Here is an 18536-nt window from a genome sequence, read left to right as displayed (position 1 = left end):
GGGCTACTCCTCGTCCCAGGTGACGGGCAGGCTGATCACGCCGTAGATGTTGGAGTGTTCGCGCAGCGGCACCTCCTGGGGCGGCACCGCGAGGCGCAGGGTGGGGAAGCGGGCGAAGAGCGCGCGGAACACGACGGTCATCTCGACGCGGGCGAGCTGCTGGCCCAGGCACTGGTGGGCGCCGTGCCCGAAGGAGAGGTGCCCGGTGGCCTCGCGGTGGATGTCGAGCCGGTCGGGGTCGGGGAACCGGCGCGGGTCACGGTTGGCGGCCTGCACGGAGACGGTCACCGTCTCGCCCGCCCTGATCAACCGGCCTTCCACCTCGACGTCCTCGAGCGCCGACCGCAGAATCGGGTCGGCCACGCTGAGGTAGCGCAGCAGCTCCTCCACGGCCTGCTCGGCGAGGCAGCCGGGGTCGGCGCGCAGCGCCTGGAGCTGGTCTGGGTTGCTCAGCAGGGCGAAGGTGCCGAGAGCGAGCATGTTCGCGGTGGTGTCGAGCCCGGCGGCGAGCAGCAGCCCGCCGATCCCGGCCAGTTCCTCGTCGGTGAGGTCGGAGGTGGTCAGATCGCTGAGCAGGTCGTCGGTGGGGTCGGCGCGCTTGGCGAGGACCAGTTCGTTCAGGTACTGGAGCAGCGCCGCGTAGGCACCGCCCCTCGCCTCCGCGTCCGCCGCCTGGTCGAAGATGGTCGCCACCTGGCTCTGGAACCGCTCCCGCTCGGCGTACGGCACGCCGAGCAGCTCGCAGATCATGAGCGCGGGCACGGGCCGCGCCAGCGCCTCGACCAGATCGGCCGTGGGCCCCGACCGCTCCATGGCGTCCAGGCACTCGGTGGTGAACCGCTCGACGCGCTCGGTGAGTCGACGCATGCGCCGGACGGTGAACTTCCCGGTGAGCAGACGCCGGTAGCGGGTGTGCTCGGGGGCGTCGAGGCCGGTGATGTCGCCGACCGGGGCCGGCGGCAGCTCCGCGGGCATCCCGGGGACCGGTACCGGCATGTGCAGGAGTTCGTAGCGTGAGCTGAAGCGCCGGTCGGCCAGGATCGCGCGGGCCGCGGCGTGGCCGGTGGCCAGCCGGCCCGTGTGGCCGTCGGCGTAGCGCAGGCGGCGCAGCGGCTGGTCGCTCAGCGCGGTGAGTTCGGCGGGCGGGTCGAAGGGGCAGCCGGTGTGCCGGTCGGTGGGCAGGGTGGGCGGCTCCTCGGCGGTGGTGCCGGACGTGGTGTCGGCGGCCGTCGGGTCGTACGGCATGCGGTCCTCCTGCGATCGTCGGGCGGGGCGTGCTTCGTGAAGTGGGGGTGGAGAGCGGGGGCGTGTCCGAGGTCAGGCGCGGCGGATGATGATGTCGCCGGCCGAGGTCCGGGCGTGCACCTCGACGGTCTCGTCGGAGTCCGCCGGGCCGGCCGAGGAGCCGAGCGAGTTGCGTACCGTGCCGTACTTGGCGTTCAGGTCGAGCCAGGCGGCGGTGCCTTCGTGGATGCCCACTTCGAGGTCGCCGACGGAGGTGCGCAGTTCGATCCGGCCACGCCTGGCGTCGCCGACGCGGATACGGCCGTTGGAGGCCATCGCGTCGACCCCGGCGTGGGCGACGCCGATCTCGATCCGGCCGTTGGCGCACTTGGCGCCCACGTCGCCGTGCGCGATGCCGACGGAGATGTCGCCGTTGGCCGCGTTGGCCCTCAGTCCGCCGGTGACCTCGCCGATGTCGGTGGCGCCGTTGCTGTTCTTCACGGTCGCGGTGCCGGCGACCGTGCCGACCTCGACCCGGCCGGCGCCGGTGATCTCGACGTCTCCGGCCGAGCGGGCCAGGCGGATGTCGCCGTGGTCGGTCTTGAGGACGGCCGCGCCGGCCTCGTCGACCTGGAGTTCGCCGAGCGAGGTCTTGAGCGTGACGTCTCCGAAGCGGCCTTCGCAGAAGAAGCCGCCCATGGCGGTGGTGCCCCGGACATCGGATCCCGCGGGGAGTTCGACGCTCACCTCGATGGCGCCCGGCTTGCCGAACAGGGTCCGCTTCCTGGGCGTCCTGACCGTGAGGCGGCCGCCCGAGAAGGTGACCTGGGTCTGCTGCACGGCGCGTACGTCGTTGTCGTCGGAGCCGTTGCGCGGCAGCACCTCCACGACCGTGTCGGTGCGCTTGCCCGCGGTGATGCGGGCGGTGCCGGCCTCCAGCTCGAGGGTGACGGAGATCGGTCCGGGGGTGTCGAAAGCAGGCATGGCTGTCCCGTCCTCTGGCTTGGTGGGTGGTCCCGCCGGTGAGGCGGGTGATGAGCGATGTCGGCGCGATCGGCGATCCGCCGGTGGGAGTGGAGTGGGCGGCCCGGCCAGGGGCTCAGTGGACCCAGCCGGTGAGACTCCTGCCGTCCGGGTCCTTGCCGCGGCCCGGTGGGCTCGCGCGCTCCCCGCCGTCGACGGCGAGGGACACGGCCCGCACCAGCCAGGCGTTGACCGACAGGCCCTCGGCCGCAGCGGCCTCCTCGGTGCGGGTCTTGAGCTGGGCCGGGAGACGGAGGCTGATCCGCGCCATGGTGCCGTCGTCGGCTTCCGCGGGCAGGGGTGGCGGTGCGGGCGCGACGGGGGCCGCGACCGGCTCCCGCGCCTCCCGGAACGGCTCGGGAGGGTGCGGCGCCGTCACCACGAACTCGGGCTCGGATCCGCGCAGCCGCACCTCGACCGAGCCCGGCGCCAGCTCCCGCGTGACCTCGCCCATGGCGGCGGACAGCGCGTCGAGGAGGGTCAGGCGGGCGGCGTACTCCAGCGGGGAGGTGAGCCGCTCGGCCAGGGCGCGGGCGTCGTCACCACCGGCATCCGCGGCGACGGCCAGCTCGCGCCGGAGGGTGTCGACGTAGGGCGTGAGGTCCATGACGTCATGATGGCACATGGGTGGCGCCATGGCGAGCCATATTGGCTCCAACTTGTTTGAGTGGCTTCTGACCTGCTCTTTCTCTCTGGTGTTGGGATGGATGTGCCTCGCTGTGGGCGCATACTGGCTTGCGGGCGAGTTGAAGTGATGCCATGGTGGCATCACTTCAGCGCCAGAGTCTGGTGCCATCCCTCGCTCACCGACAGGAGTTCCCAGCCGTGGCTACCTTCCTTTACAAACTGGGCCGTCTCGCCTTCCGGCGCCGATGGCTGATGGTGTTGCTGTGGGTGGTGGTCCTCTTCGGTGCGGGCTTCGCCGCCTCCGCCGCCCCGGCGCCGCCCGCGGACACCTTCTCGATGCCCGGCACGGAGTCGCAGAAGGCCTTCGACCTGCTGGAGAAGAAGTTCCCGGACGCGAGCGCCGACGGCGCGAGCGCCCGGGTCGTGGTCCGTGCGCCCGAGGGCGGGAAGCTCTCCGACCCCGCGCGCAAGGCCCAAGTCACCGAGCTGGTCGCGGAGTTGAGGAAGTCCCCGCAGGTGGCCTCGGTGAGCGATCCCTTCATGACGAAGGCGGTCAGCGAGGACGGCTCCACCGCCTACGCCGTCGCCACCTACAAGGTCTCCGCCGCCGAGGTCGGCGACAAGGCGCACGACGCCCTCGACGACGCACTGGCCAAGGCCCGTGACACCGGCCTGACAGCGGAGGCCGGCGGCGACGCCGTGAAGATCGACGCCGCCATGAGCGGCACCGGCGAGAAGATCGGCATCCTGGTCTCCGCCCTCGTCCTGCTCCTCACCTTCGGCTCGGTGATCGCCGCCGGGATGCCCCTGCTCACGGCCCTCATCGGGGTCGGTGTCGGGATATCCGCGATCACGGCGCTCGGCGCGACGCTCGGTCTGTCCAGCACCACGTCGACCCTGGCGATGATGCTCGGCCTCGCCGTCGGCATCGACTACGCCCTGTTCATCGTCTCCCGCTACCGCGCCGAGCTCATCGAGGGCCGCGACCGCGCCGACGCCGCCGGGCGGGCGGTCGGCACCGCCGGCTCCGCGGTCGTCTTCGCCGGGCTCACCGTCATCGTGGCCCTCGCGGGCCTGGCCGTGGTGAACATCCCGATGCTCACCAAGATGGGCCTGGCCGCCGCCGGCACCGTCGCCATCGCCGTCCTGGTCGCCCTCACCTTCGTGCCGGCGCTGCTCGGCTTCGCGCCGGTCAAGGTCCTGCGCCGCCGGGACCGCCACCGCTTCTCCGGCAAGCCCCTCAGCGCCCGCCGGCAGCGCAGGGCCGACAAGCTCGCCGCGAAGGACGCCCGTCGCAAGCCCAACCTCGGCTCCCGCTGGGCCGGTTACGTCCTGCGCCACCCCGTCGCCGTACTGGTCCTGGCCGTCCTGGGCCTCGGCGCGGTCGCCGTGCCCGCCGCAAGCCTGGAGCTCGGACTGCCCGGCGAGGGCACCATGGCCCCCGACACCACCCAGCGCAAGGCCTACGACCTGCTCTCGGACTCCTTCGGCCCCGGCTTCAACGGGCCGCTGACGATCACCGTGGAGGGCCCGGACGCCAAGGCCGCGGCCGACACCGTCGGCAAGCGGCTCGCCGGGCAGGACGGCGTCGCCACCGTCACCCCGGCCACGCCCAACGAGGCCGGCGACACCGCGATCCTGAACGTCGTCCCGGCCACCGGCCCCACCGACGCCGCGACCGAGGACCTGGTCCTTCAGCTGCGCTCCCTCGCCGACGGCTTCCGGGCCGACACCGGCGCCGAGGTCCTGGTCACCGGCCAGACCGCGATGTTCATCGACTTCTCCGAGACCCTCGACGACGCGCTGCTTCCCTATCTCGCCCTAGTCGTGGGCCTGGCGTTCCTGCTCCTGATGGTGGTCTTCCGCTCGGTCCTCGTGCCGCTCAAGGCCGCGCTCGGCTTCCTGCTCTCGGTGACCGCCGCGCTCGGTGCCGTCGTCGCGGTCTTCCAGTGGGGCTGGCTCGCCGATGTCTTCGGCGTCGACCAGCCGAGCCCGATCATGAGCACGATGCCGATCTTCATGATCGGTGTGGTCTTCGGACTCGCCATGGACTACGAGGTGTTCCTGGTGACCCGGATGCGGGAGGCCTACGTCCACGGGGCGCGGCCCGCCGAGGCCGTCGTCACCGGCTTCCGCTACGGCGGCCGGGTGGTGGCCGCGGCCGCCGCCATCATGATCAGCGTGTTCTCCGGCTTCATCGTGGAGGACAACGACTTCGTGAAGATGATCGGCTTCGGCCTCGCGGCCGCGGTGCTCTTCGACGCCTTCCTGGTCCGTATGACGATCGTCCCCGCCCTCTTCGCCCTGCTCGGCAAGTCGGCCTGGTGGCTGCCGCGGTGGCTCGACCGACTGCTTCCGAACCTCGACGTCGAAGGCGCGAAGCTCTCCGGCACGGCCCCGGCCGGGCAGGTGGCGCCGCAGCGCCGGGCCCCCGAACTGGTCGACTAGCGATCCCCGTCGACCGTGACCGGGCCCGGCTCGGCGGCCTCGTCCAGGCGGGCCTGTTCCTCTTCGCCGAGGAGCAGGTCCGCCGCGGCTGCCGAGTCCCTGGCCGTCTCCGGCCGGCTCGACCCCGGGATCGGGATGACGGCCGGGGAGCGCGTCAGCAGCCAGGCCAGCCCGACCCGCTGGGGGCTGACACCGCGCTCCGCCGCGACGGCGTGGAAGGCCGCGAAGCGCTCCGCTCCCTCCGTCCGCGACGGGCCGTCCAGGGAGCTGCGGGCCAGCCCGCCCAGCGGACTCCACGGCAGGAACGCCAGCCCCAGTTCGGCACACAGCCGCAGCTCCGGCTCGCTGTCCCGGACGGCGGGGGAGTAGCGGTTCTGCACCGACACCAGCCGGTCGCCGAGGATCTCGCGCGCCCGGCGGACCTGCTCCGCGTCCGCGTTGGACACCCCGGCCAGCCGGATCGTGCCCGCGTCGAGCAGCTCGCGGAGGGCACCGACCGACTCCTCGAACGGCACCGCGGGGTCCGGCTTGTGGAGCTGGTAGAGGCCGATCGCCTCCACACCGAGGCGCTTGCGGGAGGCGTCGGCGGCAGCCTTGAGATGACGCGGGTGGCCGTTCACCGTCCAGTCGCCGTCGGCCGGGCGGCCGCGGCCGCCCTTCGTCGCGACCAGCACGCCGGAGGTGTCACCGCCGTACGTGGCCAGTGCCCGGGCCAGCAGGCGCTCGTTGTGGCCTGGCTCCGCGCCCGGCAGATGGTAGGAGTCGGCCGTGTCCAGGAGGGTCACGCCCGCGTCGAGCGCGGCGTGCACGGTGGCCAGGGCACGCTTCTCGTCCGGCCGGCCCTCCAGGGACAGCGGCATCGCGCCGAGCCCGATCGCGCTCACCCGCAGTCCGCCCAGTGTCCTGTACCGCATGTCAGTCGCCCTTTCCGAGAGTCTCGGCGACGGCACGCGGCAACCACTGCCGGGCGTCGGTGAAGGTGTGGCCGAGCCGGGTGGCACGGCTGTTGTCCATGGCGTAGGAGCGGCGGAAGGAGAACGGGGAGACCTCGCCGACCTCCACGGGCCGGAACACGGCCCGGCCGCCCGGGATGCGCGCGGCCACCGCCTCGCACAGCTCCTCGGTGCTCAACACCCCGTGGGAGGCGGCGTTCACCGGCCCGGTGAACTCCTCGCCCGCCGCCCAGGCCAGGAAGCGGGCGATCTCCTCGACATGGATGTACGTGGCGGGCCGGTTCACGGCTGGGACTCTGATCGGCTCGCCGGTGCGTATCCGCTCGGCGTAGTGGGCCAGCCGTCCGGTGAAGTCGTCGTCCCCGCCCAGCACATGGGCCACCCGGACCGCCGTGTACGGCAGCGCCGGGCCGTCGGCCGCGAGGACCGCCTCGGCCTGCCGCTTGCCCTCCCCGTAGTGCGCCTCCAGGAACACCGGGTCGCCCCAGGGCAGTTCGAGGTCCACGGACACCGTGGACGGGACGACGGCCTCCTCGCGTACGAGGGCGGGGGAGTCCTCGTACTCGTACACCTCGACCGTCGAGGTCATCACATAGCGGCCGGTGCGGCCGGCGAAGACGCGGCGGGCGAGCGCCGCCTGGCGCGGGGTGTAGCAGACCTGGTCGACGACGGCGTCGAAGACGCGCGAGCCGAGCGCATCGGTCAGCGACCGCTCGTCGTACCGGTCGGCGACCAGCTGCTCCACCCCGGCCGGCGGCGGGGAGGACCCCCGGTTCAGCACGGTCACCCGGTGCCCTTCGTCCCGCAGCTGTGCGATCAGGCGCTTTCCGACGTAGCGGTTACCACCGATGACCAGTACGTTCCGGACCTTTTCCATGGCCATAATTCTCCCGGCGTACATTCACGTACTGAAGGGGGAACCATGGGAGTTCAGGCCGCCACGCCGAAAGAACCACGGCATCTGCGCCCCGCCGCCGACGAAACCTCGGTGGCCTTCGACGCGCTCGACCGGCAGATCCTCCAGCTGCTCCAGACCGACGGCCGGATCAAGCTCAGCGAGCTGGGCCGCCGGGTCCGGCTCAGTCCGGCGGCGGTCACCGAGCGGGTGCGGCGGCTGGAGGCAGCCGGCGTGATCAGCGGCTACGGCGCCCAGGTCGTCCCGGCCCGCCTCGGCTACGGCATCCAGGCGTTCATCCGCGTCAACCCGCACGGCGGTTACAACCTGAAGCACCCCAGGACCCTGGAGCTGATCGAGCGGCCCGAGATCACCGAGGTGCACCACGTGGTCGGCGAGGACTGCTGGATCCTCAAGGTCGCCGTCCGGGACACCGTCCATCTGGAGGAGGTGCTGGAGGGCGTCTCCGCGCTGGGGCGCACGACGACGTCGATCGTGCTGACCTCACCGGTGGAGCGGAAACCGCTGTTGCCTTGACGCGGGCGTCAAGGAATACGTTCGTACGCATGCGAATCGGCGAGCTGGCCGCACGGGCCGGGACCACGACGCGGACGCTGCGCTACTACGAGTCGCGGGGTCTGCTGCCCGCGCGGCGCACGGGCAACGGATACCGGACCTACGACGAGAGCGATCTGCGGCTGCTCCGGCAGATCCGGACGCTGCAGGACTTCGGGTTCGACCTGGAGGAGACGCGGCCCTTCGTGGAATGTCTGCGGGCCGGGCATCCCGAGGGCGACTCGTGCCCGGCGTCGCTCGCGGTCTACCGGCGCAAGCTGGGCGAACTGGACTCCCTGATCGGTGAGCTGACCACCGTCCGGGAAACGGTCGCCCGGCAGCTGGCCCGGGCCGAGCTGGCCGCCGAGGCTCGGACTCCGGGCGGTCCGGAGCCGCAGTGCGAGCTGGGAGGGGATCCAGGGTGAACGACGTGACCGGCATGACCGACGTGGTTGACGTGACGGACGCGGATTTCGAGGCGGAGGTGATCGGCGCGGAGCTGCCGGTGCTGGTGGAGTTCACCGCCGGCTGGTGCCCGCCGTGCCGGCAGATGGGGCCGGTGCTGAAGGCCCTCGCCTCCGAGGAGGGGGACCGGCTGAAAGTGGTGCAGCTGGACGTGGACTCCAACCCGGAGACGACCAACGCCTACAAGGTGCTGTCGATGCCGACCTTCATGGTGTTCCGGGGCGGTGAGCCCGTGAAGTCGATGGTGGGCGCGCGGGCCAAGCGGCGGCTGCTGGAGGAGCTGGCCGACGTGCTCTAGGCGACCCGCCCGGACAACAGGAAATCCCCCGAGCAATTGCGCTCGGGGGATTTCCTTGCGTATATTTGTTTGTTCGTGACTTCGACTCGAAAGAAAGTCACGTGAAGTTCAGTGAGCACAGTATATCCGGGCGGGAGTGGAATTGTCAAACACCGAATTTCCGGACGATGAATTGCGGCAGGAACAGGAATTCATCGACGGGTTGTACGCGCGCGTGGACGCGCTGCGCGGCGACGCCGAGACCTCCGTCACGGACGCCCTCGCGCAGGGCAACACGCCCATGCAGGCCAGACTCGAGCGGGACATCCTCGTCGCCGAGCGCTCCGGGCTGCTCGCCGCGCTGAACGCGGTGGACGGCTCCCTGTGCTTCGGCCGGATCGACCTCACCTCGGGTGTCACCCACCACATCGGCCGGATCGGGCTGCGCACCGACGACGCCGAACGCACGCCCGTCCTGATCGACTGGCGTGCCGACGTCGCCCGCCCCTTCTACCTGGCCACCGGGCACACCCCGATGGGTCTGAGGCGCCGCCGGCACATCGCCACCGACGGCCGGCGGGTCACCCAGCTGCACGACGAGATCCTCGACCTCGGCGACGAGACCCGCACCGGCCACGAGGACCCGACGGGCGACGCCGTGCTGCTCGCCGCCCTCGACTCGGCCCGCACCGGCCGGATGAGCGACATCGTGCAGACCATCCAGGCCGACCAGGACCGCATCATCCGGGCCCCGCACCGCGGCGTCATGGTCGTGGAGGGCGGTCCGGGCACCGGCAAGACGGCCGTCGCCCTGCACCGCGCCGCCTATCTGCTGTACGAGCACCGGGAACTGCTCGCCAAGCGGGCCGTGCTGATCGTCGGGCCCAACCCGGCGTTCCTCGGCTACATCGGCGAGGTGCTGCCCTCCCTCGGCGAGACGGGCGTGCTCCTCGCGACCGTCGGCGAGCTGTTCCCCGGTGTGAAGGCGACCGCGACCGACCCGCCCGAGGCCGCCGCCGTGAAGGGCCGGGCCGGCATGGCGGACGTCCTCGCCGAGGTCGTCCGAAGCCGACAGGCGCTGCCCGACCCCGTCATCGCCATCGAGCACGACCGCGAGGTCCTCATGCTCGACGACGGTCTGGTGAACGTCGCCCGCGAGCGCACCCGCGCCGTCAAACTGCCGCACAACGCGGCCCGCGAGCACTTCGAGGGCCATATCCTCAACGCGCTCACCGACCTGTACGCCGAGCGGATCGGCACCGACCCCTTCGACGGGTCCAGCCTGCTCGACCCCAGCGACATCACCCAGATCCGCGACGACATCGCCGAGAACCCCGACGTCTGGTCCGCCATCGACCAGCTGTGGCCGGTGCTCACCCCGCAGCGGCTCGTCGCCGACTTCCTCGCCGCGCCCGAGGAGTTCCTGCCCGCGGAGGACGCCGAGGCCGTACGCCGCCCGCTGACCCGGCGCTGGACCGTCGCTGACGTGCCGCTGCTCGACGAGGCCGCCGAACTCCTCGGTGACGACGACCGGCTGGCCCGGGAGCGCGCCGCGCGCGAGCGGGAGGAGCAGATCGCCTACGCGCGGGGCGTGCTGGAGGTGTCGTACGCCTCCCGGACCTACGAGTTCGAGGACAAGGAGGACAGCGACCCCGACGGCAGTGAGGTGCTGTCCGCGCACGACGTCATCGACGCCGAGCGGTTCGCCGAACGGCACGAGGAGGACGACCACCGCAGCGCCGCCGAGCGCGCGGCGGCCGACCGCACCTGGGCGTTCGGGCACATCATCGTCGACGAGGCGCAGGAGCTTTCGCCGATGGCCTGGCGGCTGCTGATGCGGCGCAGCCCGACCCGCTCGATGACCCTGGTCGGCGACCCGGCGCAGACGGCGGAGGCGGCCGGTGTCGGCTCCTGGTCGGGCATCCTCGACCCCTACGTCGAGGACCGTTGGGAGCACAACCGACTGGGCGTCAACTACCGCACCCCGGCCGAGATCATGGACGCGGCGGCGGCCGTGGTCCGCGCCGAGCACCCGGAGTTCGAGCCGCCGAGCTCGGTCCGCTCCACGGGTGTACGGCCGTGGGCGCGGGCCACCGACGACCTCCCGGGCGCGGTCGCCAAGGCGGTCGAGGAGCTCACCCCGGCCGAGGGGCGGCTCGCGGTGATCGCCCCGCGCGACCTCCACCGCGGCCTCGCGGCCCGGCTGGACGGCGTGACGGCGGGCGCCGAACCCGACCTCACGCAGGCGGTCGTCCTCCTCGACCCGCGCCAGGCCAAGGGGCTGGAGTTCGACTCCGTCCTCGTGGTCGAGCCCGGCCGGTACGGCACGAGCGATCTGTATGTGGCCCTCACCCGGGCCACCCAGCGGCTCGGCGTGCTGCACACCGGGGAGCTGCCGAAGTCCCTGGCCGAACACTTCGGGTAGCCCGGCCGGCACGGGCTCTCCGACGCCCCGCGGGACCTGAGGCCGCCTGTCAGAGCAGCGACCTCGGATCCCGCAGGGCGTGCCACAACCCGGCCGCGAGCGGTACGACCGTCAGGGCGAGGAAGACCCAGAACACGAACTCGGCGCCGGGCGCGAGGTCGTAGGTGGTGCCGTCCTCCCACTGGCAGTAGGCCCGCGGCGGAAACGGCGTGGACACTCCCCAGGCCTTTCCGCCGCCCAGGAAGCCCTCCCGCATCGGCTCGGCCGGACAGGGCGCGGTCTCCGGGAACAGCACGGGGTCGTCCGCCGTCATGATCACGACCCAGGTGGCGGCACCGCACGGCACCGCCCAGAACACCGCGGTCCGCACCCACAGCGGCAGCAGCGGATGTGCCAGCAGCCCGCGCAGCGCGACCAGGGCCACCACGAGTCCCACGAAGACGGGAAGCAGTGTCATGCCGACGCCGCGCCCTTCCGGGCGCGGAGTCCGGCCGCGTAGCCCGCGCCGATCGCGAGCACGGCGGCGGACAGGACGAAGGACGCGCTCGCCCGGTTCATCCACGCGAGGAAGGAGTCGCCGGCGTAGACGGTGCCGTCCTCGCGGACGCAGTCGACGCGCAGGGGCAGGTACGAGGACCGGTGGTGGGACAGGCCCTCGATCGTGTCCGGGCCGAAGCCGTCGAGGCAGGCCCGCACCGGGACCGAGGAGGCGCCTTCGCCGAACTCCCACTCCGAGTCCAGCACGGCGAAGAGCCCCAGGGAGTAGACGGACACGGCCGCCCAGGCGAACATCGCCGCCGCCCGGCGCAGCAGCAGCGGCAGCCAGGGCTCCGGGCGGCCGGGAAACGCCATCGCGACGACCCCCGCGGCCGCGACCAGCGCGCCGAGGGCACAGGCGGCGGAGATGCAGAGACCGATCAGCACGCCGTCACACCCTCCCGCGCGGGCGGACCCCCACGGCCCGGTGGGGTGGCACGGCGCATGCCGCCACCCCACCAGGGCACGCCCGCACGGGCTGTGACGGAAGCCACTCCTCCCGTCACAGAGGTGTCACAGCGGAAGCGGACGCCTACGCCGGGCGCAGCCACACCGTCGACAGCGGCGGCAGGGTCAGGCGGATACTGGCCGGGCGGCCGTGCCAGGGCTGTGCCTCGGGCTTGACCGGGTCGGGGTTGGTGATGTCGCTGCCGCCGTAGCGGGCGGCGTCGGTGTTGACGGCCTCGTGCCAGGCGGGGACGTCCTCGGGTACGCCCAGCCGGTAGTCCTGGCGGATGACCGGCGCGAAGTTCGACACGGCCAGGATCGGGGAGCCCTCGGGGTCCAGTCGCAGGAACGCGAGGACGTTGTCGTCGGCGGCGTCCCCGACGATCCACTCGAAACCGGCCGGGTCGGTGTCGAGGCGCCACAGCGCCGGGGTGGCCCGGTAGACGGTGTTGAGGTCGCGGACCAGGTCACGCACGCCCCGGTGGTCGGGCTCCGCTCCGTAGCCCGGGTCCAGCAGCCACCAGTCGGGGCCGTGCGCCTCCGACCACTCGGCGCCCTGGGCGAACTCCTGCCCCATGAACAGCAGCTGCTTGCCCGGGTGGGCCCACATGAAGCCGAGGTAGGCCCGGTGCCCGGCCCGCTGCTGCCACCAGTCGCCGGGCATCTTCGACACCAGGGAGCGCTTGCCGTGCACGACCTCGTCGTGGGAGATCGGCAGGACGTAGTTCTCGCTGTACGCGTACACCATCGAGAACGTCATCTCGTGGTGGTGGTACTTGCGGTGCACCGGCTCGTGGCTCATGTACTGGAGCGAGTCGTGCATCCAGCCCATGTTCCACTTCAGCCCGAACCCGAGCCCGCCGAAGCCGCTCGGGCCCTCGTGGTGGGTGGCCCGGGTGACCCCGTCCCAGGCGGTCGACTCCTCGGCGATCGTGACCACGCCGGGCACCCTGCGGTACAGCGTCGCGTTCATCTCCTGGAGGAACGCCACCGCGTCCAGGTTCTCCCGGCCGCCGTGCTCGTTGGGCGTCCACTGCCCCGCCTCGCGCGAGTAGTCGAGGTAGAGCATCGAGGCGACGGCGTCCACCCGCAGGCCGTCGATGTGGAACTCCTCGCACCAGTACAGGGCGTTCGAGACGAGGAAGTTGCGCACCTCCCGGCGCCCGAAGTCGAACTCCAGCGTGCCCCAGTCGGGATGCGCGGCCCGCAGCGGATCCTCGTGCTCGTACAGGGGCCGCCCGTCGAACTCGGCCAGTGCCCAGTCGTCCCGCGGGAAATGGGCCGGCACCCAGTCCATGAGGACGCCGATCCCGGCCCGGTGCAGCGAGTCGACGAGGTGCCGGAAGTCGTCCGGTGTGCCGAGGCGGGCCGTCGGCGCGTAGAAGCCGGTGACCTGGTAGCCCCAGGAGCCGCCGAACGGATGCTCCGCGACCGGCATCAGCTCGACGTGCGTGAAGCCCAGGTTCTTCACGTACCCGGGGAGCTGATCGGCCAGTTGGCGGTACGTCAGTCCCGGGCGCCAGGAGGCCAGATGCACCTCGTACACCGAGAACGGCGCCTCGTGCGCCGGGGCCTCGGCACGCCGGGCCAGCCACTCCGCGTCGCCCCACTCGTACGCCGAGGACGTGATGACCGACGAGGTCGCGGGCGGCACCTCCGTGCGGCGGGCCAGCGGGTCGGCGCGCAGCGTCCTGGACCCGTCGGGGCGGGTGATCTCGAACTTGTACAGCTCGCCCTCGCCGATGTCCGGCAGGAACAGCTCCCACACCCCGGACGAGCCCAGCGACCGCATGACGTGCCCGGTGCCGTCCCAGAAGTTGAAGGTGCCGGCCACGCGCACGCCGCGGGCGTTCGGCGCCCACACCGAGAACCGGGTGCCCGTCACGCCCTCGTGGGTCATCGGGTGCGCGCCCAGCGCCGTCCACAGCTCCTCGTGCCGGCCCTCGCCGATCAGGTGCAGGTCGAGATCGCCCAGCGTGGGCAGGAAGCGGTAGGCGTCCTCGGTGTCCAGGAGCGTGCCCTCGTACTCCACGAGCAGCCGGTACGCCGGTACCTCCCGCAGCGGCAGCAGCCCGGAGAAGAACCCCTCCCCGTCGTCGTGCAGCTCCGCCCGCAGCTCCCCGGCGACGACGGTCACCGACAGGGCGTACGGCCGGAACGCCCGGAACGCGATCCCGCCGGGCACGAGGTGCGCGCCGAGCACGGAGTGCGGGTCGTGATGCGTCCCGCCGAGCAGCCGCTCCCGGTCCACCGCGTCGACGGCGGGCGAGACGGCGATCTCCATCTCCGGCGGGACTACCTGGGCGGGGGCGGCCTTCCGGGCAGCGACCTTCCCGGCGCCCGCTGCCCTGGCAGGGGCCTTCTTGGCGGGGGCCTTCTTCGCCGCGGCCTTCTTGGCAGGGGGGTTGGCTGCCGTGGTCTTCGTGGCGGCGGACTTGGCGGTGGTGGCCTTCTTGGCGGCGGCCTTCGTGGTGGTCGTCTTCTTCGCCGCGGTCTTCGTGGTCGTCGTCTTCTTCGCAGCCGTCTTCTTCGCAGGGGTCTTCTTGGCGGCTGCCTTCGTCGCGGCCACCTTCTTGGCGGTCGACTTCGCCGCGGTCGCCTTCGCGGGATCCGCCTTCTTCGCGACGGCCTTTGTGGCGGCGGCCTTTGTGGCGACGGCCTTCTTCGCGACGGTCTTCTTCGCCACGGCCTTCTTCGCGACAGCCTTCTTCGCCGCCGCCTGTTTCGGTACCGCCGTCTTCTTCGCGGCGCTCTTCTGCTGGGCGGCCGTCGGCTGCTCGGGGATCTTCTCCCCGGCCGTCTTCTTCGGGTGCGAACCGCTGGACTCGGAGCGGGGGGTCACGGGCGCAGCCTCCTGGGCGCAGGTGGGTCAGTCAGGTCAGGTGGCCGGACGAGGAGAGCCGGCTTATGGCGGCCAGGGGCACCGGCAGCCAGTCGGGGCGGTGCCGGGCCTCGTACACCACCTCGTAGATCGCCTTGTCCGTCTCGTAGGCGCGCAGCAGCACCGGGTCGGTGCGCGGATCGCGGCCGGAGGCCTCCGCGTAGCCGGAGCAGTACGCGGACCGGCAGGTCTCGGCCCAGTCCGGCTGGGGCGGATCGGCCGAGCGGGCCGCGTAGTCGAAGGAACGCAGCATGCCGGCGACATCCCGTACCGCCGGCTGCGGCATACGCCGCTCGGGCAGGGGCCGGGCCGGCTCGCCCTCGAAGTCGATCAGCGACCACTCGCCGGCCGGTGAGCGCAGGCACTGCCCGAGATGCAGATCGCCGTGCACGCGCTGCGCGGTCCAGGTGCGGCCCTCGGAGGCCAGATCGCCCAGCGCCGTGAACGCCGACCGCAGCCCCTCGGCGTAGGGCCGCAGCGTGGGCACCGCCTGGACGGCCGCCTCCAGCCGCTCCAGCATGCCGTCCACCATGAGCTGGAGCTGCATGTGACCGAGCGTGACCGTCGGCAACGCGCGGGCCAGCGCGGTGTGCACCTCGGCGGTGGCCCGCCCCAGCGCCCGTGCCTCGGCGCCGAAGTCCTCGCCCTTGGCCAGCTCGCGCAGCGCCAGCTCCCAGCCGTCGGAGGCGCCCTGCACGAACGGCTGGAGCACCCCCAGCACATACGGCTGACCGGCGAGGTCCCCCGGGCCCGCGGAGATGACCGGGTCCGCCGTGGGGTCGATGTCCGCGACCATCCAGGCCGTCGGCGCGGGCACCCGGGGGCAGTCCTCGCGGGCCAGCGCCAGCGGCAGCTCCAGATCGGGGTTGACCCCGGGCACGATCCGGCGCAACAGCTTCAGGATGAACGTATCTCCGTAGACGACGGACGAGTTGGACTGCTCGGCGGTCACCACGCGGGGCACCAGACCGGACCGGATGTCCTGGCCGGGGTCCCGCTCGAAGCGGAGCCTGCCGATCCGGGCGTGGGTGCGCAGCGCCTCCAGCAGCAGCTCGGCGGGCCTGGGGTCGTGCAGGGCGTCGTAGACCGTGCGGCCGGCCAGCGGCCCCGTCGGTACGTGTCCGATGAGCGCGGGCGCCAGCCGAGGCGGCAGCGCCTCGCGCACGCCTATCAACAGCTGGTAGCAGTCGCCGGGATGGCCGGGCGCGCCGGGGGACGGCACGAGCGGCTGATGGGCGCGGACGAGCAGGTGGTACAGGCCCAGTTTGGCACTGGCGGGGAGCAGCTCGGTGGCCTCGACCAGGGTGAACCCGGTGACCGGGCGGCCCTTGCCGGCGAACCAGCGCTGGCGTGGCAGCCATTCCCGCAGCAGTGGATCCAGGGAGGCGAGAAGGCCGGGCGGGGTGGTGACGGTGCGTGTGACGGCTTCCGACATGGCGTCGCGTCCTTTCACCCATTCTCGGTGCGCCTCCGTCGCCTTCGGTCGGCTCCGGCGGCGCCCCTCCGGCTCACGCGGGCGGGTGGGGTGTCCTTCATGCGTGCCCCGGGCGGGGCAGGAGAAACGCCCCGCCGCGGGGGTTTGGCGGCCTGCCCCGCGGATCAGGCCTCAGCAGGCCGTTCCAGGCCTCACACGGCCCTCATACGGCCTCATACGGTGTCCCCGCGGAGCCGGAACCAGTAGAAGCCGTGGCCCGCCAGGGTCAGCAGATACGGCAGCTCGCCGATGGCAGGGAAGCGCACCCCGCCGAACAGCTCCACCGGGTGCCGCCCCTCGAAGGCGCTCAGATCCAGCTCCGTGGGCTGCGCGAACCGGGAGAAGTTGTTCACGCACAGCACCAGGTCGTCCTCGTACTCCCTGAGGAAGGCCAGCACCGCCGGGTTCGTCGACGGCAGCTCGGTGTAGGTGCCGAGCCCGAAGGCGGGGTTCTGCTTGCGGATCTCGATCATGCGGCGGGTCCAGTGCAGCAGCGACGAAGGCGAGGACATCGACGCCTCGACGTTCGTGACCTGGTAGCCGTAGACCGGGTCCATGATCGTCGGCAGGAACAGCCGCCCCGGGTCACAGGACGAGAAGCCCGCGTTGCGGTCGGGCGTCCACTGCATCGGCGTGCGCACCGCGTCCCGGTCGCCGAGCCAGATGTTGTCGCCCATGCCGATCTCGTCGCCGTAGTAGAGGATCGGCGAGCCCGGCAGGGCCAGCAGCAGGGCCGTGAACAGCTCGATCTGGTTGCGGTCGTTGTCGAGCAGCGGGGCCAGCCTGCGCCGGATACCGATGTTGGCGCGCATCCGTGGGTCCTTGGCGTACTCGGCCCACATGTAGTCGCGCTCTTCGTCGGTGACCATCTCGAGCGTGAGCTCGTCGTGGTTGCGCAGGAAGATGCCCCACTGGCAGTTCGAGGGGATGGCCGGGGTCTTGGCCAGGATTTCCGAGACGGGGTAGCGGGACTCCCGCCGTACGGCCATGAAGATGCGCGGCATGACCGGGAAGTGGAAGGCCATATGGCACTCGTCGCCGCCGCTGGGATAGTCGCCGAAGTAGTCGACGACGTCCTCGGGCCACTGGTTGGCCTCGGCGAGCAGCACCGTGTCGGGGTACTGCGCGTCGATCTCTTTGCGCACCCGCTTCAGGAAGTCGTGCGTCTCCGGGAGGTTCTCGCAGTTGGTGCCCTCCTGCTGGTACAGGTAGGGCACCGCGTCCAGCCGGAACCCGTCGATGCCCAGGTCCAGCCAGAACTTCAGCGCGGAGATCATCTCCTCCTGCACGGCAGGGTTCTCGTAGTTGAGGTCCGGCTGGTGGGAGAAGAAACGATGCCAGTAGTACTGCTTGCGGACCGGGTCGAAGGTCCAGTTGGAGGCCTCGGTGTCGACGAAGATGATCCGCGCGTCAGGGAACTGCTTGTCGTCGTCGGCCCACACGTAGTAGTCGCCGTAGGGCCCGTCGGGGTCCTTGCGCGACTCCTGGAACCAGGGGTGCTGGTCGCTGGTGTGGTTCATGACGAAGTCGATGATCACGCGCATGCCGCGTTGGTGGGCGGCGTCGACGAACTCGACGAAGTCGGCGAGGTCGCCGAACTCGGGGAGCACGGCCGTGTAGTCGGAGACGTCGTAGCCGCCGTCGCGGAGCGGGGATTTGAAGAACGGCGGCAGCCACAGGCAGTCGACGCCGAGCCACTGGAGGTAGTCGAGCTTGGCGGTGATGCCCTTCAGGTCACCGACGCCGTCGCCGTTGCTGTCCTGGAACGAGCGGACGAGCACCTCGTAGAAGACGGCGCGCTTGAACCACTCCGGGTCGCGGTCCCTGGCAGGAGTGTCCTCGAAGGTGTCCGGAACGGGTTCGTTGACGATCATGTTGTGGGTGACCCTCCGATCTGCGGGGTGGACGGTCGCAGCACCGTGAAGACGTGCGCGGGGCTCCGGCCCGGTTCGAGACGCACGTAGTTGGCCCTGCCCCAGTGATAGGTCTCGCCGGTGAGCTCGTCCCGCACCGGCACCGACTCGTGCCAGTCCAGGCCGAGTTGCGGCATGTCCAACGAGACCGTGGCTTCCTGGGTGTGGTGGGGGTCGAGGTTGGCGACCACCAGAACCGTGTTCGAACCCTTCCGCTTCGAGTAGGCGATCACCGCCTCCTGGTCCGCTTCGTGGAAGTGCAGATCGCGCAGCTGCTGGAGGGCCGGGTTCTCCCGCCGGATGGTGTTGAGCCTGGTCAGCAGCCGGGTGATGGTGCGTCCCTCGCGTTCGGCGGTGTCCCAGTCGCGGCGGGTGAGCTGGTACTTCTCCGA

At 71.6% G+C, this 18536-nt stretch carries 15 protein-coding genes and 1 pseudogene; 5 read left to right on the top strand and 11 right to left on the bottom strand.

Annotated features, from left to right (window positions below; genetic code table 11):
* Positions 1-3 precede the first annotated feature (3 nt).
* The 3 genes from ACIBK5_RS29295 to ACIBK5_RS29285 form a co-directional block, all read right to left on the bottom strand.
* Positions 4-1245 (bottom strand): cytochrome P450, encoded by a 1242-nt coding sequence (locus ACIBK5_RS29295; RefSeq protein WP_399024084.1) that lies wholly within the window; start codon positions 1243-1245, stop codon positions 4-6.
* A gap of 72 nt (positions 1246-1317) precedes the next feature.
* Positions 1318-2208 carry a DUF4097 family beta strand repeat-containing protein gene (locus tag ACIBK5_RS29290; protein WP_399024082.1) on the bottom strand — a complete coding sequence of 297 codons (891 nt, stop codon included), beginning with the start codon at positions 2206-2208 and terminating at the stop codon, positions 1318-1320.
* A gap of 115 nt (positions 2209-2323) precedes the next feature.
* Positions 2324-2854 (bottom strand): hypothetical protein, encoded by a 531-nt coding sequence (locus ACIBK5_RS29285; protein ID WP_399024080.1) that lies wholly within the window; start codon positions 2852-2854, stop codon positions 2324-2326.
* 218 nt (positions 2855-3072) lie between these two features.
* Between ACIBK5_RS29285 and ACIBK5_RS29280 the strand changes: the two genes are divergently transcribed.
* A complete protein-coding gene (locus ACIBK5_RS29280; protein ID WP_399024078.1) occupies positions 3073-5322 on the top strand; it encodes an MMPL family transporter in 2250 nt (749 codons plus the stop codon).
* Here ACIBK5_RS29280 and ACIBK5_RS29275 read toward each other — a convergent pair.
* Both ACIBK5_RS29275 and ACIBK5_RS29270 read right to left on the bottom strand, forming a co-directional pair.
* Complete coding sequence (locus tag ACIBK5_RS29275; RefSeq protein WP_399024076.1) at positions 5319-6236, bottom strand: aldo/keto reductase; 918 nt, start codon at positions 6234-6236, stop codon at positions 5319-5321. The genes ACIBK5_RS29280 and ACIBK5_RS29275 overlap by 4 nt on opposite strands.
* A 1-nt stretch (position 6237) precedes the next feature.
* The gene (locus ACIBK5_RS29270; RefSeq protein WP_399024074.1) at positions 6238-7152 is read right to left on the bottom strand and encodes an NAD-dependent epimerase/dehydratase family protein; all 915 of its coding nucleotides are present in this window, start codon (positions 7150-7152) and stop codon (positions 6238-6240) included.
* 45 nt (positions 7153-7197) lie between these two features.
* Between ACIBK5_RS29270 and ACIBK5_RS29265 the strand changes: the two genes are divergently transcribed.
* From ACIBK5_RS29265 to ACIBK5_RS29250, 4 genes are all read left to right on the top strand, one after another.
* Positions 7198-7707 (top strand): Lrp/AsnC family transcriptional regulator, encoded by a 510-nt coding sequence (locus ACIBK5_RS29265; protein ID WP_399024072.1) that lies wholly within the window; start codon positions 7198-7200, stop codon positions 7705-7707.
* 29 nt (positions 7708-7736) lie between these two features.
* Entirely contained in the window at positions 7737-8150 is a 414-nt protein-coding gene (locus ACIBK5_RS29260; RefSeq protein WP_399024070.1) for a MerR family transcriptional regulator, read from the top strand.
* A 23-nt stretch (positions 8151-8173) separates the two neighbouring features.
* Positions 8174-8488 (top strand): thioredoxin family protein, encoded by a 315-nt coding sequence (locus ACIBK5_RS29255; protein WP_399024453.1) that lies wholly within the window; start codon positions 8174-8176, stop codon positions 8486-8488.
* A 124-nt stretch (positions 8489-8612) separates the two neighbouring features.
* On the top strand, positions 8613-10892 hold the full coding sequence (locus ACIBK5_RS29250; protein ID WP_399024451.1) for a HelD family protein: 2280 nt from the start codon (positions 8613-8615) through the stop codon (positions 10890-10892).
* 49 nt (positions 10893-10941) lie between these two features.
* Here ACIBK5_RS29250 and ACIBK5_RS29245 read toward each other — a convergent pair whose 3' ends face one another.
* From ACIBK5_RS29245 to ACIBK5_RS29220, 6 genes and pseudogenes are all read right to left on the bottom strand, one after another.
* Positions 10942-11349 carry a hypothetical protein gene (locus tag ACIBK5_RS29245; RefSeq protein ID WP_399024068.1) on the bottom strand — a complete coding sequence of 136 codons (408 nt, stop codon included), beginning with the start codon at positions 11347-11349 and terminating at the stop codon, positions 10942-10944.
* A complete protein-coding gene (locus tag ACIBK5_RS29240) occupies positions 11346-11816 on the bottom strand; it encodes a hypothetical protein (protein ID WP_399024066.1) in 471 nt (156 codons plus the stop codon). The genes ACIBK5_RS29245 and ACIBK5_RS29240 overlap by 4 nt, the downstream gene beginning before the upstream one ends.
* A 145-nt stretch (positions 11817-11961) precedes the next feature.
* Positions 11962-14718 (bottom strand): 1,4-alpha-glucan branching enzyme, encoded by a 2757-nt coding sequence (glgB, locus tag ACIBK5_RS29235; protein ID WP_399024064.1) that lies wholly within the window; start codon positions 14716-14718, stop codon positions 11962-11964.
* A 31-nt stretch (positions 14719-14749) separates the two neighbouring features.
* Positions 14750-16192: a maltokinase gene (locus ACIBK5_RS29230; RefSeq protein ID WP_399024062.1), complete on the bottom strand. Its 1443-nt coding sequence runs from the start codon at positions 16190-16192 to the stop codon at positions 14750-14752.
* Between the two features lie 212 nt (positions 16193-16404).
* On the bottom strand, positions 16405-18105 hold the full coding sequence (gene treS, locus ACIBK5_RS29225; RefSeq protein ID WP_382497191.1) for a maltose alpha-D-glucosyltransferase: 1701 nt from the start codon (positions 18103-18105) through the stop codon (positions 16405-16407).
* Positions 18102-18536: pseudogene (locus ACIBK5_RS29220) on the bottom strand (alpha-1,4-glucan--maltose-1-phosphate maltosyltransferase); the annotation flags it as partial. The gene treS and the pseudogene ACIBK5_RS29220, both read right to left, overlap by 4 nt.

Origin of the sequence: Streptomyces sp. NPDC050546, assembly GCF_044457425.1 — a bacterium.
Taxonomy (GTDB): domain Bacteria; phylum Actinomycetota; class Actinomycetes; order Streptomycetales; family Streptomycetaceae; genus Streptomyces.
This window is presented reverse-complemented; position numbering and strand designations above follow the sequence as displayed.

Excerpts from the sequence above, each read along its gene's own strand:
- ACIBK5_RS29295 (WP_399024084.1), bottom strand. The coding sequence starts at position 1,245 with ATGCCGTACGACCCGACGGCCGCCGACACCACGTCCGGCACCACCGCC.
- ACIBK5_RS29290 (WP_399024082.1), bottom strand. The coding sequence starts at position 2,208 with ATGCCTGCTTTCGACACCCCCGGACCGATCTCCGTCACCCTCGAGCTG.
- ACIBK5_RS29285 (WP_399024080.1), bottom strand. The coding sequence starts at position 2,854 with ATGGACCTCACGCCCTACGTCGACACCCTCCGGCGCGAGCTGGCCGTC.
- ACIBK5_RS29275 (WP_399024076.1), bottom strand. The coding sequence starts at position 6,236 with ATGCGGTACAGGACACTGGGCGGACTGCGGGTGAGCGCGATCGGGCTC.
- ACIBK5_RS29270 (WP_399024074.1), bottom strand. The coding sequence starts at position 7,152 with ATGGAAAAGGTCCGGAACGTACTGGTCATCGGTGGTAACCGCTACGTC.
- ACIBK5_RS29265 (WP_399024072.1), top strand. The coding sequence starts at position 7,198 with ATGGGAGTTCAGGCCGCCACGCCGAAAGAACCACGGCATCTGCGCCCC.
- ACIBK5_RS29260 (WP_399024070.1), top strand. The coding sequence starts at position 7,737 with ATGCGAATCGGCGAGCTGGCCGCACGGGCCGGGACCACGACGCGGACG.
- ACIBK5_RS29245 (WP_399024068.1), bottom strand. The coding sequence starts at position 11,349 with ATGACACTGCTTCCCGTCTTCGTGGGACTCGTGGTGGCCCTGGTCGCG.
- ACIBK5_RS29230 (WP_399024062.1), bottom strand. The coding sequence starts at position 16,192 with ATGTCGGAAGCCGTCACACGCACCGTCACCACCCCGCCCGGCCTTCTC.
- treS (WP_382497191.1), bottom strand. The coding sequence starts at position 18,105 with ATGATCGTCAACGAACCCGTTCCGGACACCTTCGAGGACACTCCTGCC.